This window comes from Providencia sp. Me31A (genome assembly GCF_050487165.1).
Lineage (GTDB): Bacteria > Pseudomonadota > Gammaproteobacteria > Enterobacterales > Enterobacteriaceae > Providencia.
Genome location: NZ_JBKQGZ010000032.1, coordinates 1 through 17,280, shown reverse-complemented (window position 1 = coordinate 17,280; position 17,280 = coordinate 1). Strand labels below are relative to the sequence as shown.

Annotated in this window: 14 protein-coding genes and 1 pseudogene; 11 read left to right on the top strand and 4 right to left on the bottom strand. The window is 40.8% G+C overall.

The annotated features are described in order from the left end of the window. Window positions 1–40 precede the first annotated feature (40 nt). Together gcvH and gcvP are read left to right on the top strand one after the other, a co-directional pair. Window positions 41–433: a glycine cleavage system protein GcvH gene (gene gcvH, locus ACLPIE_RS20260; protein ID WP_430263507.1), complete on the top strand. Its 393-nt coding sequence runs from the start codon at window positions 41–43 to the stop codon at window positions 431–433. A 290-nt stretch (window positions 434–723) separates the two neighbouring features. After that, window positions 724–3,600: an aminomethyl-transferring glycine dehydrogenase gene (gene gcvP, locus ACLPIE_RS20255; protein WP_430263506.1), complete on the top strand. Its 2,877-nt coding sequence runs from the start codon at window positions 724–726 to the stop codon at window positions 3,598–3,600. A gap of 110 nt (window positions 3,601–3,710) precedes the next feature. Here the strand turns inward: gcvP and ACLPIE_RS20250 are convergent, their stop codons facing one another. The 3 genes from ACLPIE_RS20250 to ygfZ all read right to left on the bottom strand — a co-directional run bounded on the left by ACLPIE_RS20250 (window position 3,711) and on the right by ygfZ (window position 6,491). Then, on the bottom strand, window positions 3,711–4,607 hold the full coding sequence (locus tag ACLPIE_RS20250) for a YncE family protein (RefSeq protein WP_430263505.1): 897 nt from the start codon (window positions 4,605–4,607) through the stop codon (window positions 3,711–3,713). A gap of 267 nt (window positions 4,608–4,874) precedes the next feature. After that, window positions 4,875–5,495, bottom strand: coding sequence for an HD domain-containing protein (locus ACLPIE_RS20245; RefSeq protein WP_430263504.1), 621 nt, complete (start codon window positions 5,493–5,495; stop codon window positions 4,875–4,877). Window positions 5,496–5,507: 12 nt separating this feature from the next. Then, on the bottom strand, window positions 5,508–6,491 hold the full coding sequence (gene ygfZ / locus ACLPIE_RS20240; RefSeq protein ID WP_430263503.1) for a tRNA-modifying protein YgfZ: 984 nt from the start codon (window positions 6,489–6,491) through the stop codon (window positions 5,508–5,510). 249 nt (window positions 6,492–6,740) lie between these two features. Between ygfZ and sdhE the strand changes: the two genes are divergently transcribed. Beyond that, window positions 6,741–7,007: an FAD assembly factor SdhE gene (gene sdhE, locus ACLPIE_RS20235; RefSeq protein ID WP_430263502.1), complete on the top strand. Its 267-nt coding sequence runs from the start codon at window positions 6,741–6,743 to the stop codon at window positions 7,005–7,007. Beyond that, a complete protein-coding gene (locus ACLPIE_RS20230; RefSeq protein WP_430263501.1) occupies window positions 6,988–7,398 on the top strand; it encodes a protein YgfX in 411 nt (136 codons plus the stop codon). Before sdhE ends, ACLPIE_RS20230 begins: the two co-directional genes overlap by 20 nt. Before the next feature lie 85 nt (window positions 7,399–7,483). Here the strand turns inward: ACLPIE_RS20230 and fldB are convergent, their stop codons facing one another. Then, on the bottom strand, window positions 7,484–8,002 hold the full coding sequence (gene fldB / locus ACLPIE_RS20225; protein ID WP_430263500.1) for a flavodoxin FldB: 519 nt from the start codon (window positions 8,000–8,002) through the stop codon (window positions 7,484–7,486). A 115-nt stretch (window positions 8,003–8,117) separates the two neighbouring features. Here fldB and xerD point away from each other — a divergent pair, with 115 nt between their 5' ends. The 7 genes and pseudogenes from xerD to ACLPIE_RS20190 all read left to right on the top strand — a co-directional run. Then, window positions 8,118–9,020, top strand: coding sequence for a site-specific tyrosine recombinase XerD (gene xerD, locus ACLPIE_RS20220; RefSeq protein WP_430263499.1), 903 nt, complete (start codon window positions 8,118–8,120; stop codon window positions 9,018–9,020). A gap of 21 nt (window positions 9,021–9,041) precedes the next feature. Next, on the top strand, window positions 9,042–9,746 hold the full coding sequence (dsbC, locus tag ACLPIE_RS20215) for a bifunctional protein-disulfide isomerase/oxidoreductase DsbC (RefSeq protein WP_430263498.1): 705 nt from the start codon (window positions 9,042–9,044) through the stop codon (window positions 9,744–9,746). A 9-nt stretch (window positions 9,747–9,755) separates the two neighbouring features. Beyond that, on the top strand, window positions 9,756–11,489 hold the full coding sequence (recJ, locus tag ACLPIE_RS20210; RefSeq protein WP_430263497.1) for a single-stranded-DNA-specific exonuclease RecJ: 1,734 nt from the start codon (window positions 9,756–9,758) through the stop codon (window positions 11,487–11,489). Window positions 11,490–11,608: 119 nt separating this feature from the next. Beyond that, window positions 11,609–12,710, top strand: a protein-coding gene (gene prfB / locus ACLPIE_RS20205) for a peptide chain release factor 2 (RefSeq protein WP_430263496.1) whose coding sequence is annotated in 2 segments (ribosomal slippage) — window positions 11,609–11,686 and window positions 11,688–12,710 — 1,101 coding nt in all. Because the reading frame shifts where the segments join, the coding sequence is not laid out codon by codon here. A 7-nt stretch (window positions 12,711–12,717) separates the two neighbouring features. Next, a complete protein-coding gene (gene lysS / locus ACLPIE_RS20200) occupies window positions 12,718–14,235 on the top strand; it encodes a lysine--tRNA ligase (protein WP_430263495.1) in 1,518 nt (505 codons plus the stop codon). 855 nt (window positions 14,236–15,090) lie between these two features. Next, on the top strand, window positions 15,091–15,678 hold the full coding sequence (locus ACLPIE_RS20195) for a hypothetical protein (RefSeq protein ID WP_430263494.1): 588 nt from the start codon (window positions 15,091–15,093) through the stop codon (window positions 15,676–15,678). 20 nt (window positions 15,679–15,698) lie between these two features. Continuing rightward, window positions 15,699–17,280 (top strand): annotated as a pseudogene (locus ACLPIE_RS20190) (hypothetical protein); the annotation flags it as partial.

Here is a 17,280-nt window from a genome sequence, read left to right as displayed (position 1 = left end):
GCTTCCCCGATGAGTAAATTTAAAAACTGAGAGGCTAATAATGAGCAATACACCAAAAGAATTACTGTATACCCGTGAACATGAATGGCTACGTGATGAAGGTAATGGTGAGTTTACCGTGGGTATCACTGAACATGCGCAAGAAACATTAGGCGATATGGTATTTGTTGATTTACCAGAGGTAGGAACCGTGGTGAGTGCAGGGGATGACTGCGCAGTGGTTGAATCGGTGAAAGCGGCTTCTGACATTTATGCGCCGTTAAGTGGTGAAATTGTCGCTGTTAACAGTGAATTAAGTGATTCCCCTGAGCTCGTGAATGAGCAACCTTATCAAGAAGGTTGGATTTTCCGTATCAAGGCATCGGATACCGCAGAGCTGGCAGATTTAATTGATGCGGCGGGTTATATCTCAATGATTGAAGCCGAAGAATAAAATCCTAGTCATATTTCTTCTTGTGGCGGTGTTGGCTTCGCGCATTCGCCCTAGTCACATACTGGCCGTATGCTCCTAGGGGCTCATTCGTTTGCCGCCTAGCCACAAGATGAACTATTTAAAGGATTGATAAAATATAATTAGTAAGAAACAAGAAACAAGAAACAAGAAACAAGAAACAAGAAACAAGAAACAAGAAACAACATCATTGATTTTTAGCGTTATCTCACAAGTTCCGTAACAACCGCCCTACAACTTATGCATAGCAGACAAAGGATGGGAACACAGATATGTCGATGTCACTGAGTCAATTAGAAAACCGTTCAGAATTTATTTCACGCCACATCGGTTCATCAGAACAACAAATAAAAACCATGTTAGACACCGTGGGTGCAACGTCATTAGATGCTTTGATGGACAAAATTGTTCCTAAAGCCATTTTACTTGCAGAGCCACCAAGAGTTGGTGGTGGAGCTACTGAACAAGAAGCTTTGGCGGAACTAAAAGCGATAGCCTCACTGAATAAGCGCTATAAAAGCTATATTGGTATGGGGTATGCCCCTGCGGTGCTTCCGCCTGTTATTTTACGAAACCTATTAGAAAATCCTGGCTGGTATACGGCTTATACGCCATATCAACCGGAAGTTTCTCAAGGCCGCTTAGAATCATTACTTAATTTTCAGCAGTTAACTATCGACCTGACTGGCTTAGAACTTGCCTCTGCATCGTTATTGGATGAGGCGACAGCCGCCGCTGAGGCGATGGCGATGGCAAAACGGATAAGCAAACTAAAAAATGCAGAGCGTTTTTTTGTTGCTGATGATGTTCATCCACAAACGCTTGATGTGGTAAAAACACGTGCGGGCACCTTTGGTTTTGAAGTGATTGTCGATAGCGCAGAAAAAGTCCTTGAACATGAAGGAATATTTGGTGCGTTGCTACAACAAGTAGGGACAACCGGGAACATCCACGATTACAGTGAGCTCTTTGCCGATTTAAAACAGCGCCAAATTATTAGTTGTGTTGCTGCCGATATGATGGCACTTGTGTTGTTGGCTGCGCCGGGTAAACAGGGCGCGGATATTGTATTTGGTTCAGCTCAACGCTTTGGCGTGCCCATGGGTTACGGTGGCCCACATGCGGCGTTCTTTGCTTGTCGCGATGAGTTTAAGCGTGCGATGCCGGGGCGCCTGATTGGGGTTTCACGGGATGCTGCCGGTAACACTGCTTTGCGTATGGCAATGCAAACACGCGAACAACATATTCGTCGGGAAAAAGCGAATTCGAATATTTGTACTTCACAAGTGTTGTTAGCCAATATTGCGGCCATGTATGCGGTTTATCATGGGCCACAAGGACTGAAAATAATTGCTGAACGTATCCATCGCTTCAGTTCTATTTTTGCTAAAGCATTAGCCGATGCAGGTTTCGCATCCCGCCATAAAACTTGGTTTGATACGCTCTGTATTGAAGTCGCTGATAAAACCGCAGTTTTAGCGCGAGCCGAGAAAGCCAAAATCAATTTACGTACAGATATCCACGGTGCGGTTGTTGTGACGTTTAGTGAAATAACGACTCGGCAAGATCTCAATGAATTGTTTGCGGTGGTAACGGGGGTTGAAACGAAACTGGATTTCGAAAAGTTAGACCAATCTGTCTCGATTTCAGAGCAAGCAATCCCAGCAGCAATGCAGAGAAACGAGGAAATTTTAGCTCATCCAAACTTTCATCGTTACCATAGCGAAACTGAAATGATGCGCTATATGCACAGCCTTGAGCGTAAAGATCTCGCACTCAACCAAGCCATGATCCCATTAGGGTCGTGCACGATGAAATTGAATGCCGCAGCGGAGATGCTACCCATTACGTGGCCAGAATTTGGTGAAATGCACCCATTCTGCCCACCTGAACAAGCCCAAGGCTATCATCAAATGATTGAGCAACTATCCCACTGGTTAGTACAATTAACGGGCTATGATGCCGTTTGTATGCAGCCTAACTCAGGAGCTCAAGGTGAATATGCGGGATTATTAGCTATTCGTCGTTACCATGAAAGCCGTCATGAAGGGGAGCGAAATATTTGCCTGATCCCGGCATCTGCACACGGTACGAACCCAGCTTCAGCGCATATGGCGGGTATGGAAGTGGTGGTCGTTCGTTGTGATGACGAGGGGAATATCGACTTAGCTGATTTACGTGAAAAAGCGCAACAGCATAGCGAAGTACTTTCTTGTGTTATGGTGACTTATCCATCGACACATGGGGTATACGAAGAAAGCATTCGCGAGGTTTGTGAAATCATTCATCAATATGGCGGCCAAGTTTACCTTGATGGTGCAAATATGAATGCTCAGGTTGGGTTAACGACGCCGGGCTTTATTGGTGCTGATGTGTCTCACCTGAATTTACATAAAACATTTTGTATTCCTCACGGTGGTGGTGGTCCAGGTATGGGGCCTATTGGCGTGAAAAAACACTTAGCGCCGTTTGTTCCTGGGCATAGCGTTGTTGAGCAAGAAATGCTGACTGATCAAGGCGCTGTTTCTGCTGCGCCATTTGGTAGTGCGTCTATCTTACCGATTAGCTGGATGTACATTCGCATGATGGGCTCTTATGGACTGCGCAAAGCGAGCCAAGTGGCGATTTTGAATGCGAACTATATTGCTAAGCGCCTTTCAAGCCGTTATGAAATTTTGTATACCGGTCAAGATGGTTATGTGGCTCACGAATGTATTGTTGACCTGCGTCCAATTAAAAAAGACACTGGCATTAGTGAGCTTGATATTGCTAAGCGTTTGATTGATTACGGTTTTCATGCGCCAACCATGTCTTTCCCAGTGGCGGGGACTTTAATGATAGAACCCACAGAGTCGGAAAGTATCACTGAAATCAATCGTTTCATTGATGCAATGCTAGCAATACGGGATGAAATTGACCAAGTGGTTAAAGGGGTATGGCCTCTGGACGACAACCCGCTAGTCAATGCACCCCACGTACAAACGGAATTAGCGCAAGAGTGGCCGCATAGTTATAGCCGTGAGTTGGCCGTGTTCCCAACGGCTCAAACGAAAGCTAATAAATATTGGCCAGCGGTTAAACGCCTTGATGATGTGTATGGCGATCGCCATTTGCACTGTTCATGTGTGCCAATTGAAGATTATATGTAAGATAAAAAGTAGCATTTGAAGTACTAAAATACTTTCATTTAGTGATTTGATAAGGCCTGATTCTGTGTTGAAGGGAATCAGGCCTTTTATTTAATGTATTAACTGACTGATTAGCTGGAATATTGAGTGATCCCCGTATAGCTTTCACCTTGATGAATTTTATCGACTTCACCCGTTGGCAGAGTGACTTGATAAACACCGCCATTTAGGTCAGAAACATACATTAACTGAGCAGATTTATCATAAGTAAGGCCAATAGTTTCTTTAAAACCACGACTGATGACTTTATGATTCTCTAGGCCATGAGCCGTCACATCTGCACAATTTAAACTATTACCATCCGGTTCTGCGCCTCTATCTGTCCAATATAAAATATTGGCTTCTTCATCAAGTAAGAGGTCAATGGGTTCAGGTAAGTTATTGAGCAGTAATTCAATATCTGTTCGACTAGCGGGGGATTGATGCGTTATAGGAACAAGCGGCATTCTGAATAATCGGCCTACGTTTCCTTTTGGCGCTCCTTTTTGTGTCCAGTAAATCCAATTATTTGGGATATCTAATGTGATGCCGACACATTGGTCTAATATATCAACATTGTCTTTTTCATTTCTAGGTCTTGCAAGGTGAGTTTGTATATCGGAGCCATCTATTCGGCAGGATGAAATTTTTCCGCCTTCTCGGTCACACCAATACAATCTTTGATTATTTAAATCTATTTGTAATTGCTTTGGCGTTCTAATTTCTCCATTACCTACTAGCATCTTTCGGCCACTGCCATCAAAGTTCATTACATTGATGGAACCGTCATCAGCCTCATAATCCTCTCCCATATTACTCCAATAAATTAATCGGTGTGTATGATCAACAGCAATGCCGTCGGGGGTCCCACCAAGGTTTTCGATAAGGTGAGTCATTTTATGGGTTGATTTATTGAATTGAGTAATGGCAGAAGAGTGAACATCAAGTAATAACAAATAAGGGTATGAATTATCATGGCTTTTTGACATGTATCACCTCATTGAAATAAATTAATTAGGGTAGTTCATATAATGTCTATCTAAAATATAATAAATGATTAGGAAATTATTGATATATTTTAAATATAATTAAATGTTTGATGTTTTACATGTCGGGAAATAAGAAAAGTATAGAAATTGCTTTCGCGTCTATTTTTATTTTCTAATATGTTACGAAGAAAATAATAACGGCTGGTTGAAGATACGCTGAAAATAACTCTTTTTACGAGTGATTTTCAGCGTTTTATAGCATTCAGATTACAGCAACCAACCTTTTTGCTGGGCAAGTTCTAATTGTACTTTCAACTGTTGATAAAATTCAGGGAGAATTTGTTTAATGTAATCACATTTACTGAGCACTTGTTCAAGACGGATGTGATTTTCAACCCAGCTTTGTCCTTGATTATGCAAATTCATCAGCATAGGCATAGCCCTATCGATTGCATTTGCATAGACAGACTCAGGCGTTTCTAATGCATCATACTCATTCCACAATGCTAAAAGAGTCTCAGCCTGCGGGCTAGGTAATAAGTTAAAGATACGATTAGCCGCTTTAACCTCTTCTTCATGGACAGCATCGCGAGCTGCATTATCAAACACCAGCACATCACCTGCGTCAATTTCGACAATATCGTGGACTAAAGCGAGTTTAATCGCATGTTCGATATTTATCTCTTTGACATAAGGGGCAAAACTCATGGCTGCAACGGCAAATTGCCAGCTATGTTCTGCGGTATTTTCCTGACGTTCACGATTAAGTAATTTATTTTTGCGATAAACACTTTTGAGCTTATCTAGCTCCATTAAAAATTGGACAACTTCGGTAAAAGCCCCAAAATTTACCACCTCAACGGGCTTGTTACCTAATGCAGATGACATAAAAAACCTCAATTAATTTTCTTCTAATGAATAAGGGAGCGGAGTAATGGTTAAATGGCTTTGTTCATCACCCATAACCCGAAAAACGCTATCAGCGTCCATATCGTTATTCATAATGATTTGGACATAAAGCTCCCCATTACCTAAACGGATAGCTGCTAAAACGGTTCCTGTACGACGCCATTTATCCCCCAGTTGCCATTCAAGGCCTTCACCAATTAGAGGAATAGTGGAGCCAGTGCCTTTTAATATGTACATGGCGCGTTTGTTGGCGCCGCGGAATTTGGCGCGAGCGACCATTTCTTGACCTGTATAACAGCCTTTCTTAAAACTAATACCATCGGGAAGTGCTTGTAAATTAGTTGCTTGCGGTAAGTGTTGCGCACTGTTTTCTTGATCAATAACCGCAAACCCCGCTTCGATATCCAGCGCTAGCCACTGGTTATCGTCGACTAAAGTAGCGCCAAGGGATTGCACCATTTTTTGTGCAGTTTCATCCGTTGTGATAATTAAAAAACGCTCTGTAGGTAATGAAAAATGCAATAATGTGGAACCGTCATCAGTGACAACTTGGTTTTGTGCATCGGGTAAGGTTGAGAACTGTGCAGCTAAAGCCTCTCTTGCTCCTTTGCCTGCGACGCCGAGCAATTTAAGCTCAGGTTTCTTTTCAAAGGTGACTTTGGAAAAAACCGCGTACTTTTTCAGCTCAGCGAGTTGGTTATCAGCAACACTACGCCTTAAAATATAAGAAAAACCATCTAAATGATGGAATAAACGTAGGTCACTCCACATTTTGCCTTTTGGGTCACAGTGAGCCGTTAAGGCGTGAGATTGCGTTAACGTTGTGATATCCGCTGTGACTTGACCTTGTAAGTATTTTTCGGCATCGATACCGTGAAGATGAATTAATTCCCAGTTTTCCAGTGAAATCAAAACGAGTGGTAAAGACTGAGATTCAAGGGGAAATTGTTGTGTACTATCAATGTGGGTAGTCATGATTTCACCTGTTGTTCTTTGATAGATAAAGGTGCTTAATGGTAAAAGAGCTAGATAACATTGCAAGTAGTTATTATGCTGCATCTGCCATTATCTAAGATTTTTTTATCATCTGTTTGTAGAAAAACGGTATTTTACTACTAAAATTACAACAATGTAGTCTATGGCATGTTTTCTCGGCGGATAATCTGTTAGAGTATTGAAAATAATCAATCTTATCAGTTAACTGCAACAAAAGGTCGTAGTGAAATGGATATTGAGAACAAAGCGCGAATTCATTGGGCTTGCCGCCGTGGTATGCGTGAGCTAGATATTTCAATCATGCCGTTTTTTGAATATGAGTACGATAGTCTGACGCCCCATGATAAACAGGTGTTTGTTAACCTGTTAGAATGTGCTGATCCAGATCTATTCAACTGGTTAATGAATCACGGTCGTCCTGAGGATGATGAGCTGTTTCGTATGATTAAACTGATTCAGGAAAAAAATAAAAACCGTGGTCCTGTGGAAATCTAATCTATCCATTTCATGGAATACACAATTTTTCTCAACCTGTGTTCATGGGGCTGTGGGCATATTTTTGCTTGTTGCACCGTGGGCACCGGATAACTCGATGGTCTGGCTGCCGTTATTGGTTGTTGTGGTGGCTAGTTGGGCGAGGAGCCAGAAAAATATAAGTAAAATTAAAGGTGTTGCAGTATTGGTTAATGGTAACAAAGTGCAATGGAAAAAGAATGAATGGAGTATCGTCAAGGCACCTTGGCTTAGCCACTATGGTATATTACTGACATTAGGCGCTTTACAAGGAAAACCGCAGAAGATCCATTTATGGATAGCGAAAGATGCACTGTCTGAGGAAAACTGGCGAAACCTGAACCAACTATTACTGCAATACCCCGATATTTAAGGCTACTACTATATTTAAGGCTAGCACCATACGAAGTGCGGTAGCCTTAAATAGCATTAGTGATGAGAGTGGCACGTTTAGCGTTTTACAAAGCGGCTTCAATTTCTTCCAAAATTTGCACGCACCATTTCGCAATACGCTCATCGGTTTGCTCAAATTGGTGAACTTCATCCAATGCTAAGCCAACAAACATATTCCCCTCTTCATTAAGCGGTTTCGGACTGTCAAATTCATAGCCATCTGTTGGCCAAAAGCCGATAAAATTCACGCCAGTGGGTTTCAATTGATGATAAAGCATACCAAGTGCATCTAAAAACCATTCGCTATAGTCTATCTGGTCACCCAAACCATACATGGCGACAATCTTACCTGCTAAGTTAAGATTGGGAAGCGCTTCCCAAATTTCTAGCCAATCTTCCTGTATTTCACCAAAATCCCATGTAGGTATACCCAAAATTAGAACATCATACTGCTCCATTTCAGCTGGCGGCGTATCATTAACGTTATGCAGTGTGACAAAATCATCGCCAAGAATATCACGTATTTTTTCTGCAACCATTTCGGTGTAGCAGGTACTAGAACCGTAAAAAAGACCTATTTTCATATATTACTACTATGTCCCGCTTTGGTTTTCATCACAAGAAAGGTATTGTAACAGAAGCGGCCACATTCAGGCATAATAGAATCGTGTGGTATTACCTAAAGGAAGCTCATCTGTCGTGGAAACAAAACACCTTAATCCATTAATCGAACAATTTCTTGATACAATTTGGCTTGAACAAGACCTTGCCGAAAACACCTTAGCATCATACCGTAATGATCTTCAGTCATTAGATAAATGGCTTGATGCACAACAATTGCATTTGGAAAGTGTTCAATCAATTGATTTGCAGTCTTTTTTGGCTGAACGCATTGATGGTGGTTATAAAGCGGCCAGCTCTGCTCGCTTGTTAAGTACAATGCGACGGTTATTTCAATATTTATATCGTGAAAAAATACGTCTTGATGACCCCTCAGCAGTCATTGCGGCGCCAAAAATCCCACAGCGGCTACCAAAAGATTTAAGTGAACGGCAAGTGGACGATTTATTAAATGCACCTGCAACCGAAGACGCACTTGAGCTGCGAGATAAAGCCATGTTAGAAGTTTTGTATGCCTGTGGATTGCGGGTATCAGAGTTGGTAGGCTTAACCTTTTCTGATATTAGTTTACGTCAAGGCGTTATTCGTGTTGTCGGGAAAGGGGATAAAGAAAGATTGATCCCCTTGGGAGAAGAGGCAATATATTGGCTTGAGAAATATATTGATGAAGGCCGCCCCGATTTATTGAAGGGCAAAGCGAGTGATATATTATTTCCAAGTAAGCGCGGCACAAAAATGACCCGGCAAACTTTTTGGCATCGAATAAAATATTATGCGGTATTGGCTCATATAGATACTGAGCTACTTTCACCTCACGTACTTAGGCACGCATTTGCAACCCACCTACTAAATCATGGGGCTGATTTGCGCGTGGTGCAGATGTTGTTAGGCCACAGTGACCTATCGACGACTCAAATTTATACTCATGTTGCAACTGAACGGTTACGTATATTACATGAGCAACATCACCCAAGGGGGTGATGTATGATTAAAGGATTATTTATGAAACACAAATTGTTACTATTGGCTGCTGCGTGTGTTGCTACTTTTACGACTACAGTTTATGGCGCAACGGAAGAAAAAGTTATCCGTGATACGTTAAAAAAATACGATATGCATGTGGAAGCAATTAAGCCTTCTCCCATTGTTGGGCTGAATGTCGTTGAAACCACAACCGGTATTGTTTATATGACCGATGATGGTAAGTATTTATTGCAAGGGCCAATTTATGACATGAGTGGTAAAAAGCCTGTCAATATCAGTAATCAACCACTAATGAAAAAAGTCGAAGCATTGAAAAATGAAATGATTATTTTCAAAGCGCCGCAAGAAAAATATGTGATTACTGTTTTTACTGATATTAGCTGTGGTTATTGTAAAAAGCTTCATGAGTCTGTTGGTGAATTAAACGCTAAAGGGGTTACCGTGCGTTATTTGGCATATCCGCGTCAAGGTGCTGATAGCGACGTAGGTAAAAAAATGGCCTCAATATGGTGTAATGGATTGCCTCAAAAAGCACTGACTCAAGCATTTAGAGGGGAAGAGGTCGCTATGATTGACGGTTGTAAAATAGACTTAAGCAAACATATGGATGTCGGTAATTTATTTAAAATAACAGGGACACCAGCTATTGTTTTCGCAGATGGCGAAATGTTATCAGGCTTCCCTAAACCAGATGTACTTATTCAATTACTTGAACAAAAATAGTTAATCATTGTGAATGTTGAAACCTTTTTACAGCAAAGAAATCAAGTTGACTCGAGCGCAGAGCTCCCAGGTATTCCTGAGCTTTTGCAGCGGATTTATATACACAGAGGCATAACTGATATTACCCAATTAGAGCGTAAAACCTCTAATTTATTAGATTATCGGGCATTATCGGGTATTGATGAGGCCCTGCGTCTGCTTTATCGTGCATTAATAAACCATGAAGCGATCACAATTGTTGGTGATTTTGATGCGGATGGCGCAACGAGTACAGCACTCGCCATTCGAGCTTTGAAAGCGATGGGGTATGCGAATCTTAATTATATTGTTCCGAACCGTTTTGAAAATGGTTATGGTTTAACGCCCTTGGTTGTGGATGAAGCACACAAACGAGGAACGCAATTAATTATTACAGTGGATAATGGTATCTCATCCCACGAAGGGGTAGCGATAGCTAACCAGTATGGGATCAACGTGATTATTACTGATCACCATTTACCCGGTGAAACGTTACCTGAAGCTGATGCCATTATTAACCCAAACTTGAGGCAATGCCATTTCGCATCAAAATCACTTGCGGGTGTTGGTGTAACTTTTTATTTAATGTCTGCGTTGCGAGCACATTTACGGCAACAACAGTGGTTTACCCAACAAGGTCTCGGTGAACCTAATCTAGCGGAGTACCTTGATTTAGTTGCTTTAGGAACTGTGGCTGACGTTGTTCCTCTTGATACCAATAACCGTATTTTGGTTCATCAAGGCTTAAAACGAGTGAGAGCAGGGCGTTGCTGTGCAGGTATTAAAGCTTTAGTTGAAGTCTCTAAACGGGATCTCTCTAGGTTGGTGGCCAACGACTTTGGGTTCGCCTTAGGTCCAAGGCTAAATGCTGCGGGTCGGCTAGATGATATGTCAGTGAGCATTGAGTTACTACTAACGGATGATATGGCCTATGCACGGGTACTCGCGAATGAATTAGATGGGCTAAACCAAACTCGTCGAGATATTGAAGCTGGAATGCAGCAAGAAGCTTCGGTGCTATTTAACCAATTTGACTATGGTGAAAAACAACTACCAAATGGTTTAGCAATTTATCACCCCGAATGGCATCAAGGTGTTGTCGGGATACTGGCTTCTAGGATCAAAGAGCAATATCACCGTCCAGTTATTGCATTTGCCCCCGCAGGTGATGGAGTATTAAAAGGCTCAGGGCGCTCTATACAAGGGGTGCATATGCGTGATGCGCTTGAACGGTTGAATACCCTACAGCCGGGATTAATGCAAAAGTTCGGTGGTCATGCGATGGCAGCAGGTTTGACCCTCGAAACAGATAAATTTGATGCTTTCAAATATCATTTTGAGCTTTTGATGGGGGAACTCATTCAGCCCGAGCAGCTTGCGGGAGTGGTATGGAGTGATGGTGAGTTATCACGCAATGAGTTTTGCTTAGAAACCGCTGAGCTATTGCGAGAAAGTGGCCCTTGGGGGCAATCATTCCCTGAACCTGTATTTGATGGATATTTCCAGCTATTACAGCAACGACTCGTCGGCGAGCGCCATCTTAAATTGATGCTAGAACCGGTTAATGGCGGCCCGATGTTAGATGCTATCATGTTTAATATCGATGTTCGACGTTGGCCTGATAACAGCATAAAAAAAGCTAAGATTGCATTTAAATTGGATGTAAATGAATATCGTGGACAAAAGAATGTGCAGTTAATGGTAGAACATATTTGGCCTGATTAGCCTTGAGTCAGTGACTGCGATAACCGCGATATGTGGCTATAAACCTGAGATAAATTCCGTTATACTAAACGGTTTGTAAATAGAAATTTTATTTTTGACTAACCATAAGATATTGAAAAATGACGTTTGAAATAAACCCAGTAAAAAGTAAGATTCAGGACCTGTCTGAACGGACAGTGGTTCTGAGGGGGTATCTTTGACTATGATGCCAAGAAAGAACGCTTAGAGGAAGTTAACGCGGAGCTTGAGCAACCAGATGTCTGGAATGAACCTGAAAGGGCTCAAGCACTTGGTAAAGAACGTTCGTCTCTTGAAGCTATTGTAGAAACAATTGACCAGATGACTCAGGGCCTTGAGGATGTTGAAGGTTTATTAGAGTTAGCGGTTGAAGCTGACGACGAAGATACGTTTAATGAAGCAGGTGCTGAGTTAGAGTTACTGCAAGGTAAGTTAGAGCAGCTGGAATTTCGTCGTATGTTTTCCGGCGAATACGATAGTGCCGATTGCTATATTGACTTACAAGCGGGTTCCGGTGGTACAGAAGCGCAAGATTGGGCAAGTATGCTATTGCGCATGTATTTGCGTTGGGCAGAGTCAAAGGGCTTTAAAACCGAAATTATCGAAGAGTCTGATGGTGATGTTGCTGGTTTAAAATCAGCAACAGTCAAAATTATAGGTGACTATGCCTACGGGTGGTTAAGAACGGAAACAGGCGTTCACCGTTTAGTTCGCAAGAGTCCGTTTGACTCAGGCGGGCGTCGTCATACTTCTTTTAGTTCGGCGTTTATTTATCCTGAAGTTGATGATGATATTGATATCGAAATCAATCCAGCGGATTTGCGTATTGATGTATACCGTGCATCTGGTGCTGGTGGACAGCACGTTAATAAAACAGAATCTGCGGTTCGTATTACACATATTCCAACGAATATTGTGACTCAATGCCAAAATGACCGTTCGCAGCATAAAAACAAAGACCAAGCGATGCGCCAGTTAAAAGCGAAGTTATACGAACTGGAAATGCAGAAGAAAAATGCAGATAAGCAAGCGATGGAAGAAAACAAGTCTGATATTGGCTGGGGAAGCCAAATTCGTTCTTACGTCCTTGATGATGCAAGAATAAAAGATTTACGCACTGGTGTGGAAACGCGTAACACGCAAGCCGTACTGGATGGTGATTTGGATAAATTCATTGAAGCTAGCTTAAAAGCTGGCCTGTGAGGAAAAAATGTCTCAGGAACAACAAGGTGCTGAACAAGCTCCTGATTTGAATAATGAACTTAAAGCCCGTAAAGAAAAACTAGCGGCATTGCGTGAAAAGGGGATTCCATTCCCAAATGATTTTCGTCGTGAAAATATTTCTGACAAAATTCATGCTCAATATGATGATAAAACATCAGAGGAGCTTGAAGACTTAAATATTGAAGTGTCGATAGCTGGTCGTATGATGACTCGCCGTATTATGGGGAAAGCGTCATTTGCTACGTTACAAGACGTTGGTGGACGTATTCAAATTTACGTGTCTCGTGATGACTTAGCCGAAGGCATTTACAACGAGCAATTTAAAAAATGGGACTTAGGTGACATTTTAGGTGCGAAAGGCCGTTTATTTAAAACCAAAACGGGGGAATTGACGGTTCATTGCCATGAAGTGCGTTTATTAACTAAAGCGTTACGCCCATTACCAGACAAATTTCATGGTTTATCAGACCAAGAAACGCGCTATCGCCAACGTTACCTTGACTTGATTGCTAACGACGAATCACGCCACACATTCATCATTCGTTCTAAGATCCTTGCTGAAGTTCGTAACTTCATGGTAGGTAACGGCTTTATGGAAGTAGAAACGCCGATGATGCAAGTGATCCCAGGCGGAGCCTCTGCTCGTCCGTTTATTACTCACCATAATGCGTTAGATATTGATATGTATTTGCGTATAGCACCAGAACTGTATCTGAAAAGACTCGTGGTGGGTGGTTTCGAGCGCGTTTTTGAAATTAACCGTAACTTCCGTAATGAGGGGTTATCTCCGCGTCATAATCCAGAGTTCACCATGATGGAACTCTATATGGCTTATGCTGATTACCGTGACCTGATAGTGTTGACTGAAGATCTTTTCCGCACACTGACGCAAAAAGTGCTAGGAAATACTGTAGTTCAGTATGGCGAACAACAGTTCGATTTTGGTAAGCCATTTACCAAAATGACTATGAAAGAAGCTATTTGTAAATATCGCCCAGAAACCAATGTGGCAGATCTGGATGATATGGATAAAGCAGTGGCAATTGCTCAGTCTATTGGTATTAAGATTGAGAAAAGCTGGGGCTTGGGTCGTGTGCAGTGTGAAATTTTCGAAGAGGTTGCTGAAAGTCACTTGATTCAGCCTACCTTTATTACGGAATATCCGGCTGAAGTTTCTCCATTAGCACGTCGTAACGATGACAACCCATTTATTACTGACCGTTTTGAGTTTTTCATTGGTGGTCGTGAAATTGGCAACGGTTTCTCTGAGTTAAACGATGCTGAAGATCAAGCTGAGCGTTTCGCTGAGCAAGTTCGTCAAAAGGATGAAGGCGATGATGAAGCTATGTTCTATGATGAAGATTATGTGACTGCATTAGAGCATGGTTTACCTCCAACAGCAGGTCTGGGTATTGGTATTGACCGTATGGTGATGTTGTTCACTAACAGTCATACTATTCGTGATGTTATTTTGTTCCCTGCATTACGCCCAAGTAAAGCTTGATTGTTATATATGCCTGGTTAACGCCGGGCATTTTATTTAATCCCGTCGTATTTACTCTTTTATACTTTATTTAAGCTTGTCATATTCGTTATCAAATAATTGTGATTTTCCTTTTATATTGAAAGGATATGCCCAAGTGTGGACATTTAATGGCTACGCTTTGCCTAATTATGACGGGTGATTTATATAATAAAGTAGAAAATTGATTTGAGTTACGAATTGTATCAATTTAATATAAGTAATTCTGACAGATAGTTGATATGATCAGCGTTTCAAAATAATGGGTTATTGATATGTTTTTGATACAATAGCTTGATGAAACAAGGGATTAATTAGTAAAATAACAGGCTTATCAGTCTAGGTCTTTTGTTGTACACTTTATTAGTGTTTTGCTGTTGTTGACTATGCTAAGACGTTTCATAATGTGTTATCTATAATAAAATAAAAATAGATTTTTTTTGTAATTTGAGTTGCTGTTTAATTTGTTAGAAAGTGTTACAAAGAAATACTTGATATTAAGTTTGACCTAAGATGTTATTAGTTAGTTGAGTTTATAGGTGAGTTTTCGATTAAAATAACCTTTGACTAACATCATATAATTAAAAGATTCATCAAAGGTGTTAAGTTACCACTTATATGGAGTATTAATGTTGGAGTATTAATGAGAGTAAGCTCATAAAAATAACAAAAATGTAGCGATAAAAATACTTCGAAACTAAAATTAATTTAATCATAAATTTATGAGATGACTCTATTTCTACATGCAGGCTTATAGAAAATAGCTAGTTTTTAGCTTACACTAGGTTTCTTGGACATCATTATAATAGCGAAGAAAAGATTTGGTAAGGTAACCATATGTTTTTAAAAAATAAACTCAATGCTGCATCTTTGCTTATAGCAGCTACAGCCCTTCTTTCTGGCTGTACATTTGGCTCAGACACATACAATACAGCAACACCGAACACCCCAAGTAATAAACAGGTAGTCGATACCAATACAACTCAAGCAGTGGCACAAACTACAGTTGGTGTATCTTCAGAACAGGCTGATAATTCTTATCCTGAATCTCAGGCCGATAATTCTTATCCTGAATCTCAAAAAGTACTAAATAGTGCTATCAGTCGCACACCAATAGCTTCTACAAGTTATGGTCAAAAAAGTGGTGCGGGTCAGCAAGCATTTGCTCACCTAGATACTTGTGTTAAAGAACTAAATGCACTGAAAACACTTTCACCTAAAGATTACAATCGTTTAGTTGGTTCATTTAAAGAAGTTAGCGAGATTAACAGCTTATATCGGCAAATTGAAAGTACCGCTAGCCCTGACACAATCGAATTACTACAAATGGCGATAGAATCTAAAACTAAAGTATTGTGTGCTAAAGTTCGCTATAACTCAGTATTGTCTACCGAATCAACATTGAAGAAAATTAGTGGATTATGAGAATAAACCTTAGGCTTTGTGTGTCGCTGGCACTTGTTACGACATTTTTTAGTCATGCTCCTAAAGCAGAAAGCTTTAATAATGTTATTGATGATTTTGATACCTACCTTCAATTAGAAAAAGAGGGTAGGGTACAAGAGCAACAATTTCCAGTTAATACACAAGACCAAGGTTATGATATCTTCTCTTCGCTATCCACAGTACCTGAGCCAAAAGAAAAACGGCGCTCTGCGGCGAGTAATAATGGGAGCAAAGGCAAAACTGTAAGGAATAAAAAAACAACTGCTGCATCTAAAACTAAAGCTGATGCAGCGAAAGTTGAGCCAGTAGCACCAGAAAAAATGGCTGCTCCTGAAGTTTGCGCAGTGGCAATCGAAAATGGAGTAGCTCCAGTTCTTCTGTCGTCTTACCCTTATTTTTTCCAAAGTAACCAATGGGACCCTGCATATCTTGCAAAAGATTTTGCTAAATATCAGTTGGTACTCGATCCTCTGGGACTGTATTCGTCAAAATTTGCTAAGCCAGCAGGCATCAATACATCCGCTTATCTTGAGCAACTAGCCAGCCTTATTCAACGTCAGCAATTAACCAATTTATACAAATTTGGAATTGCACAAGGAGTGGGGCAATTAATTGCTTATAACTCTCTATTGAATGATGACCAATTAGTTTCAGAACTAATTAATCATAATAAGAGTATCGCTCAGTTGACCCATATAATTACTGAGAAACAATTTGAGATTGATAAACTGAATGATGAAATTCTTAAAAATAAAGAACAAATCGAACAGTTACAGACAGTATTAAATTCATCAAATGATCAATCTTTAATTGATACTTTAAATACTAAATTAGCTGAAGCGCAAAAAGCGGTTGAGCAAAAACAAAATAGTCTTGAGCAACTAAGCCAAGAAAACCAGCAAACGCAAGAAACAATCGCACAGCTAGAAAAACAATTGAATGAAAGTGTGACTGCGCAATCGAGTCTTAAACAACAATTAGCTGAAAAAGAACAGCTATTTATTGCTGCGAATTTGAAAATTGAACAGCTCACCGCCGATATTGCTAAACTGGAGCTAGATGCGAAAAATCAATTACAACTGGCGGGTAATGCTGATGAGCAAGTAAAGTTAGTTACGGCTGAATTGTTGAAGCAAAAAGAGTTACTAAAGGAAAAAGAAGGTGAGTTAGCGACAGCCAAAAGCCAAAAAGATGACGTCCAATCAGCTTTGATAGCTCAGCAAGATAACGCCAAACAATTAGAACAACAAAACAAACAGTTACAAGCTCAATTAGTTGAAAACGCAAAATTAGCTGAAAAAATTCAAGCCACGCTCGCAGAAAAAACGCTTCAGGCAGAACAAAAGACTGAGCTAGAAACCGTATTGAAAGAAGCGCAAAAACAGCTAAAAGCGCAGCAAAGTACCCAGGATACGCTTGCGAAACAATTAGCTGAAAGTGAAAAACAGCAAACACAGTTGCAAGCACGTTTGAAACAAAACGAGCAAGAGTATGCGACGGCGCAAGCGCAGTTGAAACAAGCCAATGCGGACTTGCAAAAACTGCAAGCCAACATGGAAAAACAAACGGCCTTGATGAGTC

What these genes read in the sequence shown, in the direction of transcription:
- gcvH (WP_430263507.1), top strand. Translation starts at nt 41, where the DNA reads ATGAGCAATACACCAAAAGAATTACTGTATACCCGTGAACATGAATGG.
- gcvP (WP_430263506.1), top strand. Translation starts at nt 724, where the DNA reads ATGTCGATGTCACTGAGTCAATTAGAAAACCGTTCAGAATTTATTTCA.
- ACLPIE_RS20250 (WP_430263505.1), bottom strand. Translation starts at nt 4,607, where the DNA reads ATGTCAAAAAGCCATGATAATTCATACCCTTATTTGTTATTACTTGAT.
- ACLPIE_RS20245 (WP_430263504.1), bottom strand. Translation starts at nt 5,495, where the DNA reads ATGTCATCTGCATTAGGTAACAAGCCCGTTGAGGTGGTAAATTTTGGG.
- ygfZ (WP_430263503.1), bottom strand. Translation starts at nt 6,491, where the DNA reads ATGACTACCCACATTGATAGTACACAACAATTTCCCCTTGAATCTCAG.
- sdhE (WP_430263502.1), top strand. Translation starts at nt 6,741, where the DNA reads ATGGATATTGAGAACAAAGCGCGAATTCATTGGGCTTGCCGCCGTGGT.
- fldB (WP_430263500.1), bottom strand. Translation starts at nt 8,002, where the DNA reads ATGAAAATAGGTCTTTTTTACGGTTCTAGTACCTGCTACACCGAAATG.
- dsbC (WP_430263498.1), top strand. Translation starts at nt 9,042, where the DNA reads ATGAAACACAAATTGTTACTATTGGCTGCTGCGTGTGTTGCTACTTTT.
- lysS (WP_430263495.1), top strand. Translation starts at nt 12,718, where the DNA reads ATGTCTCAGGAACAACAAGGTGCTGAACAAGCTCCTGATTTGAATAAT.
- ACLPIE_RS20195 (WP_430263494.1), top strand. Translation starts at nt 15,091, where the DNA reads ATGTTTTTAAAAAATAAACTCAATGCTGCATCTTTGCTTATAGCAGCT.